Source organism: Pseudoalteromonas sp. H105, from assembly GCF_001469215.1.
Classification (GTDB): Bacteria; Pseudomonadota; Gammaproteobacteria; order Enterobacterales; family Alteromonadaceae; genus Pseudoalteromonas.
The window spans coordinates 1-15,363 of sequence record NZ_LOFH01000019.1; the positions used below are offsets into that span (position 1 = coordinate 1).

Genomic DNA, 15,363 nt, shown 5'->3' on the forward strand with positions numbered 1-15,363 from the left:
CGCGAGCTGGGTTTAGAACGTCGTGAGACAGTTCGGTCCCTATCTGCCGTGGGCGTTTGAGAATTGAGAGGGGTTGCTCCTAGTACGAGAGGACCGGAGTGAACGAACCGCTGGTGTTCGGGTTGTCATGCCAATGGCATTGCCCGGTAGCTACGTTCGGAACTGATAAGCGCTGAAAGCATCTAAGCGCGAAGCAGGCCTCGAGATGAGTTCTCACTAGACTTTTAAAGTCTCTGAAGGGCCGTTGAAGACTACAACGTTGATAGGCAAGATGTGGAAGCATGGCGACATGTTAAGCTAACTTGTACTAATTACCCGTGAGGCTTAACCATACAACGCCAAACGCGTTTTATGTGACTGTTTAAGCGCAGAAGTTAATAGACTAAAGTAGATTACAGAAAACTTTATTATCAGATATTCCAAATTTTAGTTAGTGCGTAGCGATACGGACTGACACCAAATTTGCTTGGTGACAATAGCGTTTTGGACCCACCTGACCCCATGCCGAACTCAGTAGTGAAACGAAACAGCGCCGATGATAGTGTAGCATTTGTTATGTGAAAGTAGGTCATCGCCAGGCTCCAAATAAGAGAAACCCGTTACAGCAATGTAGCGGGTTTTTTGTTGTCTGGGATAAAGAGAATACATCAGGCCACGCCCTCATGTTGTACTCATTATTGAAGTGAAACGGCGTAAAGGCCAACGTTGGTGTAGCATTTATTATGCGAAGTATTTCATCCTACTGCGTAGCGCACCATGGCTCCAAATAAGAGAAACCCGTTACAGCGATGTAGCGGGATTTTTTCTATCTTGGATAATGTGAATACATCAGGCCGCGACCTCATGTTGCACTCAGTAGTGATACCAATTCGCTTAATTAAGTGATCTATTTTTAGGATGGAAAAACATGTTGATAGCTAGGCAAAAAATTTGCTATTTATTTGCTCTAAATGAGAAATTTATGACGCAGGTAGCAATACGTTTAGCCCCGCAAAATGATTAAGTATTATTGCAGATTGGAATAATATCTCAATATTTACCTTTAAATCAGGTAGTCCCTTTACGTTTTTTGCATTCCAATTTTGAAAATCCGGTAAACTAAAGCTGAGACTCCTTGTTAATACCAATACTATTTATTCAGTGATCTGTTATCTTCGTTTTTACTGCATGTTTACTTACATATTATGTGAGTTGCTTGTTTCTAATCGTCATCTTTTGTGCAGGGGAAATCTGGAAGGTTGGGTATTTTCAGCTAATAAAGAATGGTTGGTTTACTTTTTAAGTTAACTAATGCTATGAAACAATTAGCTAATCAATTAAATATGGCTGGTATAGGTTGTTATTTATCAGATCAAAAACGCCAGCTTTAGCTGGCGTTTTTATGTGGAGACTAAAGCTAATTACGCTTTAGGGCCTGCATTTTTGATTTCATCTGAAACATCGTATTTTGCGAAGTTTTCAGTGAAGTCTGTTGCAAGCTTGGTCGCGTACTCAGCGTATTTCGCTTTGTCTTCCCATGTATTAATTGGGTTAAGTAGTTCGCTATCAACACCCGGAACAGCAACTGGTACGTCTAGGTTTAACACATCAATATGTTGTGTTTCAACGCCGGCAAGTTTACCCGATACGATTGCATCAACAACAGCGCGTGTTGTTGGGATATCAAAGCGCTTACCAGTACCGTAAGGGCCACCAGTCCAACCTGTGTTGACAAGGTAAACTTTAGCGCCAAACTCGCGTACACGCTTCATAAGAAGCTCTGCGTAAACACCTGCTGGACGTGGGAAGAAAGGAGCGCCGAAACATGTTGAGAATGTAGATTCGATATCGCTGGTAGAACCAATCTCAGTTGAGCCCACTTTTGCAGTGTAACCGCTTAGGAAGTGGAACGCTGCTGCTTCTTCGCTAAGGATTGATACTGGTGGTAAAACACCACTTACATCACACGTTAAGAATACAACTGCTTTAGGTTCACCTGCGCGGTTCTCAACTTTACGTTTTTCAACGTGCTCAAGAGGATAAGCTGCGCGGCTATTTTGAGTTAGGCTTGTATCGTGAAAATCAGGAATACCTTTTTCATCAAGTACCACGTTTTCTAGGATAGTGCCAAAGCGGATTGCATCCCAAATAACAGGCTCATTCTTTTGTGAAAGGTCGATACATTTTGCGTAACAGCCGCCTTCGATATTAAATACACTACCAGGTGCCCAGCCATGCTCATCATCACCGATTAGGAAACGAGTTGGATCAGCTGACAATGTTGTTTTACCTGTGCCAGATAAACCAAAGAATAAAGCTGTATCGCCTGCTTCACCTACGTTAGCAGAGCAGTGCATTGGTAATACACCTTTTGCTGGAAGTAGGAAGTTCTGCACAGAGAACATCGATTTTTTCATTTCACCGGCATAACGCATACCTGCTAGCAATACTTTGCGTTGTGCAAAGTTGATAATAACTGTGCCATCACTGTTTGTGCCATCACGCTCAGGGTCACATACAAATGAAGGAACATTCATTACCTGCCATTGAGGTAAATCAGATGCATTATATGATTTAGGTTCGATAAACATGTTTTTGGCAAAAATATGGTGCCATGCAGTTTCTGTAGTAACAACTACAGGTAAATAGTGCTCAGGATCAGCGCCAACTTCAAGGTGAGAGATGAAGTGGTCATTGCTTTGCACATGTGCTTCTACACGTGCCCATAAAGCGTCAAATTTATCTGCATCGAAAGGGCGGTTTACATTACCCCATTGGATATCATTTTCAGTACTTGATTCTTGAACAATAAAACGGTCTTTTGGAGAACGACCAGTACGGCGACCGGTGTTAGCAACAAAAGCTCCATTGGCGGCTAAAGTCCCTTCGCCACGACGGATCGCGTGTTCGACAAGTTCAGCTGCAGTTAGATCGACAAAACGAGTAGCGCTTGAAGTCATGTTTATACCTAAATTGTGTGAGATTGAACGGGATAGCTCTGGGGTTCTTATGACCTTTAAGCTGTATTTATAGTAACAGATGGATTAGGGATATTCGAGCCTATGAACACCTTAAAAACACATATATTTACGAAAAAACATGAATAATTTCAATGATACCGGTGTCATAAAAATCACAAGAATTATGACACCGGTATCAACGGCGCGCACAAAAAAGCCGCAATGTATGCGGCTTAACTTTCATACAATTTACACTTTGATTAATTAAAGATACTTTTTATATCTTGCTCATTAAATATGTAATCTTTAAGGCAGTAATGGCAGCTAATTTTTACCTCACCATTTGCTGATGCATCATCAAGCAATGTTTGTTGACCCACATTGACAAGTGCAGTAATTGTTTTGTCGCGTGTACAGCCACATTTAAAGTGAATCGGCTGAGGCTCATAAACGCGCGGGTTGTCTTCGTGGTATAAGCGAGTAAGCACAGTTGTTGCATCTAGTGTTAACAATTCTTCATCTTTAATTGTATTGCTAAGTGCTTCAAGGTGCGTGAAGTCTTCAATAGACTTTGCTTTATTAACAGGTAAAACCTGCAGTAACAGGCCGGATGCTTTCTCTGATCCGGCTGTTGTATCTGTAGTAAACCAAAGGCGTGTTTGTAATTGCTCTGATTGGGCAAAATAAGCTTCTAAACATTCAGCCAGTGTTTCGTGTTCTAGCGGAACAATACCTTGGTAACGTTCACCTTTATTAGGTGTAATGGTTAATACCATCACACCATTGCCAATTAGCTCTTTAATAGTTGAGCCTGCGACTTCACTTTGTAAGCGAGCAATACCACGCATGTTTTGTTGATCGTCTCCATTTATTACTGCATATTTTACAGGCCCGTCGCCCTGTAATTGAACAGCGATATCGCCTTCAAACTTTAATGTTGCCGTTAATAAGCAGGTTGCTACTAAAAGCTCGCCTAATAGTTTTTGCACAGCAACAGGGTATTCATGACCTGAGATCATTTCTTGATAAGTTTGCTCTATCTGAACTAGTTCGCCTCTGACGTCTAGTTGATCAAATGTATAACGGTGAAGTAAATCTTGTTGCATGAGTAACACTACCTAACTTGATTTCATTTTTAAAAGTTCGCGCCTTTGTTTTTTATCCGGCTTACGATCTGGATGCGGAGCAAAGAAGCTATTATTTTTGCGGGCAATACTATTTGCCTCGCGTTTTTCTATACTGGCTTGAGATTCTTCATATAAGGTTTGTGCAATGGGGGCGCCAGCACGTTTTTCAACTATTTTAAGCACAGTAATGATTTTTTCATCAACCCCTTGAGCTAATTTTATTTGAGCCCCGAGTTCGACTATTTTACTGGGTTTAGTCCGTTGCCCATTATAATGCACTTTACCACCTTGCACCATGTCACGAGCGATTGCGCGCGTTTTATAAAAGCGCGCGGCCCAGAGCCATTTATCTAAACGTACACTGAGTGTTTCATTGTTAGAGGCTGAAACGCGGGTGTTACTTTTTGACACAATTGTACTCTTTTTAATAGAAGCACCATAAGGCAAAATTTATCATGAAACGAACTACTAAAGAAATAGTCATCGTATTTCTTTAGTAGTAAAAGACCTTAATTCAGCTTGTTTACAAAGTTTAATATTAGTGCGCTTGTTGAATGAAAAATGAAAAGGTACTATAGGTTCGCGATATAGCAGTAAATTAAAATAAGAAACGACATTTATGGATCAGCAATTACAGCAGCTAAAACAAATTTTAGGCAAATTACCTCACGCTAAATTAAGTTGGGTGGTAATGATGTTAGTCGTTGTTTATATTGCTTTTTTGATGGCTAAGTTGTTCTGGCTTGTATGGCCAGAACCAACGAGTTCGCCAATTCAGAGCACCTATTCGGCACCTGAAAATACGCAATCTAATAGCGCTAATTCTTCCGCTATTTTAGCGCTTCATCTATTTGGTAAAGCAGATGTGCAGCCTAAAAAACAATCAGCCCGCCAAGAGAAAGTTATTAACAATGCACCCGAAACGCGTTTAAGTATCAATTTAACGGGTATTGTTGCGGTAAGCAATAATGACCGAAATGGTTTGGCAGTGATTGAATCACAAGGGCAACAAGCCACGTATTTGGTGGATGATGTAGTTAAAGGAACGCGGGCTAAACTTGCTCAAGTGTTGCCAGACCGTGTGATTCTAGAAGTAAGTGGCCGGTTTGAGACTTTAATGCTTGATGGTTTAGATTTTACTAAAACGGTTTCAATGCCCGTGCTAGCAGAACGTGAAGGCAAAAGAGGCTTAGAACAAGGCCCCCAAGACGTTGATGTAGAGCAAATTGATGCAACGGCAAATGAGGATGTTAAAAGTTCAATCCTTGAAACGCGTAATGAATTACTACAAGACCCAGGTAAGCTTTTTGACTACATTCGCGTTTCTCAAGCAAGGAGAGACGGTGAAGTTATTGGATATAGATTAAGCCCAGGTAAAGATCCTGCCCTTTTCAAAAAAATGGGTTTAAAGAATAACGATTTAGCTGTTTCTATTAACGGCTATCAACTAACAGATATGCAACAGGCCATGTCAGCTATGAATGAGCTGCGTAACAGCACCGATGCAAACATTACGATTGAACGTGATGGTGAGCAAATCGATGTTCAATTTAGCCTGCAATAATTTAGCTTTGGAGTTTTAATATAATGGTTAACGCGCTACACCTCAAAAAAATCAGAAAAGGGTTAGCTAAGTACGCGACACTTTTTTTTGCGGCTAGTTTATCTCTCTCGGTGTCAGCCGTTGAGTATGCTGCAAACTTTAAAGGCACAGATATTAATGAGTTCATTAATATTGTGGGTAAAAACCTAAATAAAACCGTCATCATTGATCCTAACGTACGTGGCAAAGTGAATGTTCGCAGCTATGAGTTGATGGATGAAGCGCTTTATTATCAATTTTTCTTAAATGTGTTGGAAGTTTATGGCTACTCAGCGGTAGAAATGGATAACGGCATTATAAAAATTGAAAAAAGCTCAGATGCTAAAAAATCAAATGTGCCGCTGATAACAAAAGATAATCAAGCAAGTGGTGACATGATGGTTACCCGTGTTGTACGTGTAAAAAACGTAAGTGTGCAAGAACTTGGCCCTTTAGTTCGTCAATTTAGTGATCAGAAAGACGGTGGTCACGTTGCTAACTTTAATGCGGCAAACGTGATGATGCTAACGGGGCATGCCGCTTCGGTTAATCGCTTGGTTGAAATTATTCGCTCAGTTGACCAAGCCGGTGATAAGCGTGTAGACATTGTTAAATTAAATTTTGCTACAGCGGATGATGTGGTCTCTGTTGTTGAAAACATTTATAAAGACAGCGGTAAAGGCAGTGTGCCAGAGTTTTTGATTCCTAAAGTCGTTGCTGATGGCCGTACCAACAGTGTTATCGTCAGTGGCGAAGGGCAAGCAAGAACCCGTGCTATCGAGCTGATTAAACGCCTTGACGGTGAACTACAAAATCAAGGTAATACCAAAGTCATTTATTTAAATTACGCCAATTCTGAAGACTTAGTCAAAGTGCTGCAAGGTGTAAGTAAAACCCTTGCAGAAGAAGGTCAAACGGGTTCAACGAAAACGCGTAGCCGCAGTCAGAATGAAACCAGCATTGAGGCGCACCCAGATTCAAACTCACTGGTCATTACGGCACAACCTGACACCATGCGTTCATTGGAGTCAGTGATTGAGCGTTTAGATATTCGTCGTGCCCAAGTACTGGTTGAGGCGATTATTGTTGAAGTGATGGAAGCCGATGGCGTTAACTTTGGCCTTCAGTGGATCTCTGAGCAAGGTGGCATGGTGCAGTTTAACAATGGTAACACGGTTCCTGTAGGCTCTCTAGCGGTTGCCGCAGAGCAAGCTCGTGATAAAACGATTCAAAAGAATATTACCGGAAGTGAGAGCGGAACTACGACCCCTTACGAAGAAACTGTTGAAGGTGATTTAGGCCCGTTAGGTGCATTACTTGGTGGTATCAATGGTCTTGCCATGGGGATTATTAAAAACGACTGGGGCGCGATTATTCAAGCGGTATCCAGTGATACCAATTCAAATATCCTTGCTACGCCCTCTGTTACTACGATGGATAACGAAGAAGCATCTATGATTGTGGGTCAAGAAGTACCTATTATTACTGGCTCTCAAACCGGGTCTAATAACTCAAATCCATTCCAAACAGTTGAGCGCCAAGAAGTGGGTGTAAAACTCAAAGTAACACCACAAATTAATGACGGAACGGCGGTGCAATTGACCATTGAGCAAGAAGTCTCAGGGGTAAGTGGTACAACGTCAGTTGATATTTCAATTAACAAGCGCGCAATTAAAACCACCGTGATGGCTGATGATGGCGGTATGGTTGTGTTAGGTGGCTTGATTGACGAAGATGTACAAGAAAGTGTATCGAAAGTGCCTTTATTAGGTGATATCCCAATTCTTGGTCATTTATTCCGTTCAACAAGTACGAGTAAGCGTAAGCGTAACTTAATCGTGTTTATCCGTCCGACTATCATTCGTGATGGCATTAAGATGAACCAATTAAGCCATAGCAAATATAACTTTATTCGTGGTGAGCAATTTAAACAAAAAGAAGACGGTATTGATTTAATGCCGCTTGAAGAAGCGCCAATTTTACCTGAGTGGAATGATGCACTTGTGCTTCCGCCAACGTACGAAGAATACTTAAAACAGCAAAATGCAGACGAGCGCAATAATGACTGAAGCCATCACCCCAGTAAATGAAGAGCTTGAATCATCACTGCACGACAATGAGTTGTTAACCAGTGACGATTTAGTTGAGCTACCGCCTAAGCGTTTGCCATTTTCGTATGCCAGACGTGCAGGTGTGCTGTTAAGTAAGCATAATGAGAACTGGGTGGTTTATTATCGTGGTGAGCTTGCGATAGATGTGCTGCTTGAAGTGCGACGCATTGCAGGCCACGGGTTTACCCTTGAGCAACTCCCTGATGATAAATTTGAGTTGTTATTAGAAGCCTCTTATCAGCGCGATAGTTCTGAAACGCAGCAGATGATGGAAGATATCGGCAATGAAGTTGATTTGTTCTCGCTTGCTGAAGAGATGCCACAAACCGAAGATTTACTTGCTGGTGATGATGACGCGCCAATCATTAAATTGATTAACGCGATGCTCAGTGAAGCTATCAAAGAGGGTGCATCTGATATCCATATTGAAACCTTTGAGCAAGAGCTTGTTATTCGCTTTAGGGTTGATGGGGTACTAAAAGAAGTACTTAAGCCAAATCGTAAGTTGGCTTCCTTACTAGTTTCACGTATCAAAGTAATGGCGAAGCTCGATATTGCTGAAAAACGTATTCCGCAAGATGGTCGTATTAGTTTACGTATTGCTGGGCGCGCAGTTGATGTACGTGTATCAACGATGCCATCAAGTTTTGGTGAACGTGTAGTACTACGTTTGTTAGATAAAAACAATGCCCGCCTAAACCTTGAAGACTTAGGAATGACGCTGCGAAATCGTGAGCTGTTCTCTGATTTGATCAGTAAACCTCATGGTATTATTTTGGTGACCGGGCCGACAGGTTCAGGTAAAAGTACCACGCTTTATGCCGGTATGAGCCAAATCAACTCGCGAGATCGTAATATTCTTACTGTTGAAGATCCTATCGAGTATGAAATCCCAGGTATTGGTCAAACGCAAGTAAACGCCAAAGTAGACATGACTTTTGCGCGTGGCTTACGTGCTATCTTACGTCAAGATCCGGATGTGGTTATGGTCGGTGAGATACGCGATTTAGAAACGGCGCAAATTGGTGTGCAAGCTTCACTTACAGGTCACTTAGTAATGTCCACGCTGCATACAAACACCGCAGCAGGCGCTATTTCTCGTATGGAAGATATGGGCGTTGAACCCTTTTTACTTTCGTCATCATTACTTGGCGTACTTTCACAACGTTTGGTACGTACTTTATGCAGTAGCTGCAAAGAAGCACATACTGCGGATGAGCGAGAATGTGAACTACTCGGTGTGCCAGCTGAAAACCCACCGACTATTTATCGTGCTGTAGGCTGTGAAGAGTGTAACTTTAATGGTTACCGTGGTCGTACAGGTATTCATGAGCTATTAGTGGTTGACGAGGCTGTACGCGAGCTTGTGCACAGTGGTAAAGGTGAGCAAAGCGTAGAGAAGTACATTCGTAAGCATACCCCCAGTATTCGCCAAGATGGTTGCAGCCGTGTGTTAGACGGTAAAACAACGCTTGAAGAAGTATTACGTGTTACTCGTGAGGAAGGCTAATGGCTGCGTTTGAGTATCGTGCGCTGGATGGTCGCGGAAAAGAAAAAAAAGGTATTCTAGAAGCGGATACAGCAAAACAGATACGTCAATCTTTGCGTGAGCAAGGCCTTACGCCTTTAGAAGTAGTACCTGCAGCAGAGGGTGATAAGCAAGTTAAAGGGGCAAAACAATCCCTTTTCTCAGGTATGTTTAAATCTAAAATATCAACCTCAGATCTTGCACTGATCACTCGCCAATTAGCCACACTTATTCAATCAGCCTTGCCTGTAGAGGGTGCTGTTATGGCTGTTGCTGAACAATGTGAAAAGCCGCGTTTAAAACGCATGCTAATGTCGGTGCGCTCAAAGGTTGTTGAAGGTTATACATTAGCGGATGGTATGTCGGAGTTTCCGCACGTGTTTGATAATTTATACCGTGCCATGGTAGCCGCTGGCGAGAAGTCAGGGCACTTAGATGCCGTATTGAATCGTTTAGCTGATTACACTGAGCAGCGCCAGCATATGCGCAGTCAAATCACCCAAGCTATGGTTTACCCTGTCATCTTAGTGATCTTTGCCATTGGTATAGTGTCCGTTTTGTTAGGCACGGTGGTACCAAAAATCCTTAAAACGTTTGAAAAATCAAAGCAAGTATTGCCATGGACGACAGAGTGGGTAATGGCGGCGAGTAATTTTGTACAAAATTACTGGTTACTATCCCTTGTTGTGATAACCGCGTTGGCGATAGGCATTAAGCATGCACTTAAACAGCCTAAAATACGTTTTTGGTATGACTCAAAGATTTTAGTAATGCCGGGGATAGGTAAAGTTGCGCGGAGCATAAACACGGCGCGCTTTGCTCGTACGCTAAGTATTTTATCATCCAGCTCAGTCCCTTTACTTGAAGGGATGCGCATTTCGGGCGGGGTACTGGTTAATGAAAAAATTAAAAAAGCCGTGAGTGATGCAGCAACGCGTGTCAGTGAAGGCGCTAGCTTACGTGCATCATTACAAGAAACAAAATTGTTTCCGCCGATGATGCTACATATGATTGCAAGTGGTGAAAAATCGGGTGAGCTTGAGCAAATGCTCGAGCGTGCTGCCAACAATCAAGACCGTGAGTTTGAAACCATGGTAAATGTCTCGCTAAAACTCTTAGAGCCTGCGATGATAGCGTCGATGGCAGTCATAGTTTTATTTATTGTTATGGCTATTTTGCAGCCAATTATGGCAATGAATAAAGCAATAGGGCTTTAACCGATTCAAGGATTTGTAACAAGCGCGTTGTTACAGTGATTAATTAATAAGAAAACAGAGGTACGAACGTGAATAAACAATCAGGTTTCTCATTACTCGAAGTTATGGTGGTACTGGTTATCATTGGCATGATCATGTCAATCGTGGCACCTAATATTATGGGTCAGCAAGAAGAAGCAGCTATCGATAAGGCGCATCTAGATATACAGCAATTAGAAGATGCTATGAGTCTTTATAAATTGAAAAATAAGGCTTATTTAACAACTGAACAAGGTTTAGAAGGACTCGTTGATAAAACCAGCATCGAGCCTGTTCCTCGTCGTTTCCCTGACGGTGGTTTTATTTCTAAGTTACCTGAAGATCCATGGGGCAATCCATACCAGTTAATCAGCCCAGGAGAAGTGGGTAAGATTGATATTTTCTCTATGGGGCCTGATGGCGAAGCCGGTACTGATGACGACATCGGTAACTGGGATGAAGAAAAACAGTAATGACGAATACTAGCAAGGCGTTTCAAAACGTGACATGTGGTTTGTTATGTTAATGAACCGCGGCAGCTTGCGCCAAACTAAGCAGCCCTCGTATAAGCGAGGGTTTAGCTTAATTGAAATTTTAGTGGTATTAGTCGTGATCGCCTTTGCCACCAAAATGGTGGTATACAGCCTTGATGGAGGAGCTGAAGACGCTCTCGAAAAGCAAGCGCTGAGGCTGCATACCACCATTAACATGGCTTCTGAATTCGCTATTTTAAACCAAGTAGAATTAGGGTTTCACATCGATGAGGATGTGTTTGAATTTTTAGTTTTCGACGGTGAAAAATGGGTGACATTTGACCGCGAGCAACTCTTTGAACCGTTAACGATTACTGAAGAATTTAAATTAACACTAAACCTAGAAGACTTGGCTTGGGCACAAGAAAACTTATTAGAGCAATCTAATTGGCGTGAGCTAATGAGCTCAGATGATGAAGATAGTTTACTTGAGCTAAAAAAACTTAAAATCCCACAAGTGCTTATTTTATCTTCGGGTGAAATCAGTGCCTTCCAATTAATTTTTGAGCTCCAAAAGCAACCAGACCCCGTGTATTTCATTGAAGGTGAGTTTTTAGCGCCCGTTAATTTACGTCGTGAGCCAGATTAATGCGTGTTGTTAAAGGGTTTACCTTACTCGAGGTTATGGTTGCACTAAGCATTTGTGCACTTGCAGGTATTGCTGCAATGCAAGCCACTGGTGAGCATATAAACCATTTATCAAGCCTTGAAGAGCAAACCTATGCTTCGTGGGTCGCTGAAAATGTGATGGTTGAGCAGCGAGCAAAAGGGAATGAGTGGCAAGGAAAGAATGGCGCAAAGGGCACAGAAAACATGGCGGGCCTTGACTGGTATTGGCGCCAAGACGTCATCGCAACCGCAGACAAAAGCTTTTTAAAAGTGACCATCAATGTATTCACTGATGAGAAACTAGAACAGCCAGTGTATGAGTTAACCAGTTACTTAAATAAAGGTGGTACTCGGTGAAGCAGCGTGGTTTTACACTTCTTGAAGTCATGGTGGCGCTAGGTATCCTTGCTTTTGTCGTACTAGCAACTCATCAAATCTTAGATTCTACAACGAAAGCTAAAGACGCATCGGATGAGAAAATTGCCGAGTTGAATGGCTTGCAAACTACGTTTAGGTTGATGGACCAAGATTTTAGCCAAATGACAAAGCGCGAGGTCCGCAATCAATCTGGCGATATACAAGAAAGCTACATTTTAGCTGGTCGATATACATTGGATAGCCAGTACGACGGCATTGGGTTTGTGCGAGATGGCTGGGTTAACCCTATTAACTTACTGCCACGCTCAGAACTGCAAGCCGTGGGTTATCGTGTTATTGACGATAAACTAGAACGCGTTTATCGCGTATACGTTGATCAGCTTGATAACACCGAGCCTCGCTCACAAGTTATTTTAAGTGATATCGAAGACCTCAAATTTGAGTTTTTAGACGATAAAAATGAATGGCAAGAGCAGTGGGAAATCAAAGCATTGCCAAAAGCTGTGGCGGTCACGATTCAACAAATTGATCAAGAACCACTCAAGCGTATATTTTTGGTGCCGGGTAATGGCAAAGTGACCGTATCGACTGATCCTGCAAACAGTGGTGGTAGTGGAGCTGGCAATCGAACAAGCAACCAAAGTCAGCGAGGAAATGGCTGATGGCGATTAAATCATCCCGTGGTGCAGCACTTGTTATTGTTTTATTTATTGTCGCTTTAGCTTCTATCTTAGCTGTTGAAATGAGTGCTAACTTAATGGTGCAAGTACAACGTAGCACTAATATTCAAGGTCATCAGCAGGCTAAGTGGTATGCCTATGCGGCTGAAGAGCTAGCTATTAAGGCCTTGCTGCAAAGTAAAAAAGACGACCCTGACAAAACAACGTTACAGCAAGTTTGGGCGCAACAAGCGGGAGTGCCTTTTCCTGTTGATAACGGGACTATTGAAGGGGCTATTACGGATCTTCAAGCATGCTTAAATTTAAATGCACTACGAGCAAAAGCACCCGCTAATGGAAAAGTGAAAACCAACCTAGCACACACCGCTTTATTGGAGCTGTTAAAAAATATTGAAGACTTACCGGCGGATGAATCAGAAGAGAGTATGGCTGATAGCGTGTATGACTGGTTAGATAAAGACAGCATTACCTATCGCTCTGGCGCTGAAGAGGATGAGTATTCATCGCGAGATTACCCTTATTTGACGGCAAATAATTACTTTGCATCGACGTCGGAATTACGATTAATCCGTGGTTTTAACCCATTAGTAATGGAAAAACTGTTACCGTTTGTTTGTGTCATACCAGGCAGCGAGCTACTTGCAATTAATGTTAATACACTCGATCCAGAACATGCACTTTTATTAAGTGCATTCATCGATGGCTTAGAAGAGTCGGGGGCACAAAGCGTGCTCGCTGCGCGACCTGACGAAGGTTTCAGTGATATAGAAGAATTTTTTGAGCAGATAAATCAACAAGGGGCAAGAAACGTCAAGTCCATTGAGAAGCTGTTCACTATCAATAGCGAATATTTTAAACTACAAGCGCAGGCTGAATTTGTAGAGCTGCGTTTTTCGATGACCACTTTACTACATGCCAAAGATGGCGAAGTAACTATACTGGCGCGAAAATTTGGAGGCGTACAGTGACAGAAATACTCTTGATCCGCACGGGTCAAACCCAGCAAGATCGTATTAATTGGTTAGTATATTCACCATTAGAACAAGAAATAATTGCCAGCGGCGAAGTGCCACATGCTGAGCATTTAAGTGAATTAACTGACAAAGCAAAACAGCGTGAGGTGGTTGTATTACTGCCAAGCGATCAGGTTCAGTTAAAAACAGTTGAGCTGCCCACTAAATGGAATCGTAAGTTAGAACAAGCATTGCCATATATGCTTGAAGAAGATATTGCGTGTGATATTGACGACTTATTTATTGCGATAGCAGAGCCAACTCAGGTTGAAGATAAACATGCCATCAATGTGGCTATGACCGACCGCGAGTGGTTTGAAAGCTGGCTCGATACCTTTGCTGAACACAATATTGATATCATAAAACTGATACCTGATGCTTTATTGCTTCCTACCTCTGAACACGGTATTAGCGCAATCGAGTTAAACTCTCAGTGGTTGTGTAAGTATGGTAACTGGCACATCAGTGCGGTTGAATCTTCTTGGATGGCAGAGTATTTAACGGCGCTTGGCAATCCAGAGGTGGCGCATTACAGTCCTGCGACAGGTTTTCCAGAGGCTTTGTCTTTAACTGCTCAAACGGCTGATTATGATTTGCCCCTAGCGTTATTTGCTAAACAATTACCAATAACAAAATTTAATTTACGCCAAGGCCCATATCAACTAAAGAAAAAAACACCGCTTTGGTGGGGGCATTGGAAAGGGGTAGCCGTTGCTGCAAGTATCGCTTTGGTTAGCTCTGTGGTCATTAAAGGATTTGAGCTATATCACCTGAACAGTGAACTTGAAGTAGCTAAGTCGCAGGTTGTTGAGCGTTACAGTAAAGCTTTTCCTCGTAAAACGGTGCGACCTCACCTCATCAGAAGTCAAATTAGAGGTGAACTGGCAAAAGTTGAAGGTGGAAGCAGTGCTGGCTTTTTAGAATTAACCAGTGAGCTTGTTACTGTGTTTAGCCAAGTAAGCGATTTTACACCAGAGACTCTACGATATGACCAACGTCGTAATGAGTTAAGAATTCGTGCTCGCGGTAAAGACTTCCAAACCTTTGGTAAAGTTAAATCGATTTTAGAGCAACGAGGCTTAACGGTTGACCAAGGGTCATTAAATAATGATGGTGACTTTGTTGTTGGTGAATTAAAGCTCGGAGGTGCAGCATGAAGCAGCAGCTTGAAAAGTATTGGGGCTCTTTTAAAGAGCAAGAGCAGCAATTAGTTATGGTTGCAGGCGGTATTTTTGTTGTTTTTGTTTTGGTGATGGGCATTTTCAGACCGCTTAATAATGCCATTGCACAAGCCCAGGCAGACCACATAAAGCAACAAGAGCTATTAACCTGGGTTGATAGCAGTATTGTTAAATTAAAAGCCGCGGGCAGTCGCTCGATTAGTAACAATAAAAATTTAAGCCAAATTGTCAATGCGACGCGTGGTCGCTTTGATATCACCATCAGCAAAATGCAACCGAGTGATAACTCATTGCGCTTAACCATCGATTCCGTCCAATTTAACAAGCTCGTTGAATGGCTTGATGAAATGGTCAATAACGAAGGCGTACAGATTGAGAATTTAGATCTTAGCCGTGATGACAAGCAAGGTTATGTGCGTGTAAGCCGACTGGTATTAGAGAAGTAAT

14 protein-coding genes and 2 rRNA genes are annotated in these 15,363 nt (G+C 42.2%); 13 read left to right on the forward strand and 3 right to left on the reverse strand.

The genetic code is table 11. The annotated features are described in order from the left end of the window. Nucleotides 1-332, forward strand: a 23S ribosomal RNA gene (locus ATS75_RS19540); the annotation flags it as partial. 133 nt (nucleotides 333-465) lie between these two features. Continuing rightward, nucleotides 466-580, forward strand: a 5S ribosomal RNA gene (gene rrf / locus ATS75_RS19545). Between the two features lie 820 nt (nucleotides 581-1,400). On the opposite strand, the gene ATS75_RS19550 is transcribed toward rrf, so the two are convergent. From ATS75_RS19550 to hslR, 3 genes are all read right to left on the reverse strand, one after another. Further along, on the reverse strand, nucleotides 1,401-2,939 hold the full coding sequence (locus tag ATS75_RS19550; RefSeq protein ID WP_058562095.1) for a phosphoenolpyruvate carboxykinase: 1,539 nt from the start codon (nucleotides 2,937-2,939) through the stop codon (nucleotides 1,401-1,403). Nucleotides 2,940-3,199: 260 nt separating this feature from the next. Further along, the gene (gene hslO / locus ATS75_RS19555) at nucleotides 3,200-4,045 is read right to left on the reverse strand and encodes an Hsp33 family molecular chaperone HslO (RefSeq protein WP_058562096.1); all 846 of its coding nucleotides are present in this window, start codon (nucleotides 4,043-4,045) and stop codon (nucleotides 3,200-3,202) included. Between the two features lie 12 nt (nucleotides 4,046-4,057). Continuing rightward, nucleotides 4,058-4,480: a ribosome-associated heat shock protein Hsp15 gene (hslR, locus tag ATS75_RS19560; protein WP_414858296.1), complete on the reverse strand. Its 423-nt coding sequence runs from the start codon at nucleotides 4,478-4,480 to the stop codon at nucleotides 4,058-4,060. Between the two features lie 205 nt (nucleotides 4,481-4,685). Between hslR and gspC the strand changes: the two genes are divergently transcribed. The 11 genes from gspC to gspM all read left to right on the forward strand — a co-directional run bounded on the left by gspC (nucleotide 4,686) and on the right by gspM (nucleotide 15,362). After that, nucleotides 4,686-5,630 carry a type II secretion system protein GspC gene (gene gspC / locus ATS75_RS19565; protein ID WP_058562098.1) on the forward strand — a complete coding sequence of 315 codons (945 nt, stop codon included), beginning with the start codon at nucleotides 4,686-4,688 and terminating at the stop codon, nucleotides 5,628-5,630. Between the two features lie 23 nt (nucleotides 5,631-5,653). Further along, complete coding sequence (gene gspD / locus ATS75_RS19570) at nucleotides 5,654-7,717, forward strand: type II secretion system secretin GspD (protein ID WP_058562099.1); 2,064 nt, start codon at nucleotides 5,654-5,656, stop codon at nucleotides 7,715-7,717. Then, nucleotides 7,710-9,269, forward strand: a complete 1,560-nt coding sequence (gene gspE / locus ATS75_RS19575; RefSeq protein WP_058562100.1) for a type II secretion system ATPase GspE — start codon at nucleotides 7,710-7,712, stop codon at nucleotides 9,267-9,269. Before gspD ends, gspE begins: the two co-directional genes overlap by 8 nt. After that, nucleotides 9,269-10,504, forward strand: coding sequence for a type II secretion system inner membrane protein GspF (gene gspF / locus ATS75_RS19580; RefSeq protein WP_058562101.1), 1,236 nt, complete (start codon nucleotides 9,269-9,271; stop codon nucleotides 10,502-10,504). Before gspE ends, gspF begins: the two co-directional genes overlap by 1 nt. Nucleotides 10,505-10,572: 68 nt before the next feature. After that, nucleotides 10,573-10,995, forward strand: coding sequence for a type II secretion system major pseudopilin GspG (gene gspG, locus ATS75_RS19585; RefSeq protein ID WP_058562102.1), 423 nt, complete (start codon nucleotides 10,573-10,575; stop codon nucleotides 10,993-10,995). Between the two features lie 52 nt (nucleotides 10,996-11,047). Continuing rightward, the gene (gene gspH / locus ATS75_RS19590; RefSeq protein WP_152996254.1) at nucleotides 11,048-11,644 is read left to right on the forward strand and encodes a type II secretion system minor pseudopilin GspH; all 597 of its coding nucleotides are present in this window, start codon (nucleotides 11,048-11,050) and stop codon (nucleotides 11,642-11,644) included. After that, nucleotides 11,644-12,021 carry a type II secretion system minor pseudopilin GspI gene (gspI, locus tag ATS75_RS19595; RefSeq protein WP_058562103.1) on the forward strand — a complete coding sequence of 126 codons (378 nt, stop codon included), beginning with the start codon at nucleotides 11,644-11,646 and terminating at the stop codon, nucleotides 12,019-12,021. Before gspH ends, gspI begins: the two co-directional genes overlap by 1 nt. After that, nucleotides 12,018-12,704: a type II secretion system minor pseudopilin GspJ gene (gspJ, locus tag ATS75_RS19600; protein ID WP_058562104.1), complete on the forward strand. Its 687-nt coding sequence runs from the start codon at nucleotides 12,018-12,020 to the stop codon at nucleotides 12,702-12,704. The genes gspI and gspJ overlap by 4 nt, the downstream gene beginning before the upstream one ends. Continuing rightward, nucleotides 12,704-13,690 carry a type II secretion system minor pseudopilin GspK gene (gene gspK / locus ATS75_RS19605; RefSeq protein WP_058562105.1) on the forward strand — a complete coding sequence of 329 codons (987 nt, stop codon included), beginning with the start codon at nucleotides 12,704-12,706 and terminating at the stop codon, nucleotides 13,688-13,690. The genes gspJ and gspK overlap by 1 nt, the downstream gene beginning before the upstream one ends. After that, entirely contained in the window at nucleotides 13,687-14,892 is a 1,206-nt protein-coding gene (gene gspL, locus ATS75_RS19610) for a type II secretion system protein GspL (RefSeq protein ID WP_058562106.1), read from the forward strand. Before gspK ends, gspL begins: the two co-directional genes overlap by 4 nt. Further along, nucleotides 14,889-15,362, forward strand: a complete 474-nt coding sequence (gspM, locus tag ATS75_RS19615) for a type II secretion system protein GspM (RefSeq protein WP_058562107.1) — start codon at nucleotides 14,889-14,891, stop codon at nucleotides 15,360-15,362. The genes gspL and gspM overlap by 4 nt, the downstream gene beginning before the upstream one ends. Nucleotide 15,363 lies beyond the last annotated feature (1 nt).

What these genes read in the sequence shown, in the direction of transcription:
- ATS75_RS19550 (WP_058562095.1), bottom strand. Translation starts at nt 2,939, where the DNA reads ATGACTTCAAGCGCTACTCGTTTTGTCGATCTAACTGCAGCTGAACTT.
- hslO (WP_058562096.1), bottom strand. Translation starts at nt 4,045, where the DNA reads ATGCAACAAGATTTACTTCACCGTTATACATTTGATCAACTAGACGTC.
- gspC (WP_058562098.1), top strand. Translation starts at nt 4,686, where the DNA reads ATGGATCAGCAATTACAGCAGCTAAAACAAATTTTAGGCAAATTACCT.
- gspD (WP_058562099.1), top strand. Translation starts at nt 5,654, where the DNA reads ATGGTTAACGCGCTACACCTCAAAAAAATCAGAAAAGGGTTAGCTAAG.
- gspE (WP_058562100.1), top strand. Translation starts at nt 7,710, where the DNA reads ATGACTGAAGCCATCACCCCAGTAAATGAAGAGCTTGAATCATCACTG.
- gspF (WP_058562101.1), top strand. Translation starts at nt 9,269, where the DNA reads ATGGCTGCGTTTGAGTATCGTGCGCTGGATGGTCGCGGAAAAGAAAAA.
- gspH (WP_152996254.1), top strand. Translation starts at nt 11,048, where the DNA reads ATGAACCGCGGCAGCTTGCGCCAAACTAAGCAGCCCTCGTATAAGCGA.
- gspI (WP_058562103.1), top strand. Translation starts at nt 11,644, where the DNA reads ATGCGTGTTGTTAAAGGGTTTACCTTACTCGAGGTTATGGTTGCACTA.
- gspK (WP_058562105.1), top strand. Translation starts at nt 12,704, where the DNA reads ATGGCGATTAAATCATCCCGTGGTGCAGCACTTGTTATTGTTTTATTT.
- gspM (WP_058562107.1), top strand. Translation starts at nt 14,889, where the DNA reads ATGAAGCAGCAGCTTGAAAAGTATTGGGGCTCTTTTAAAGAGCAAGAG.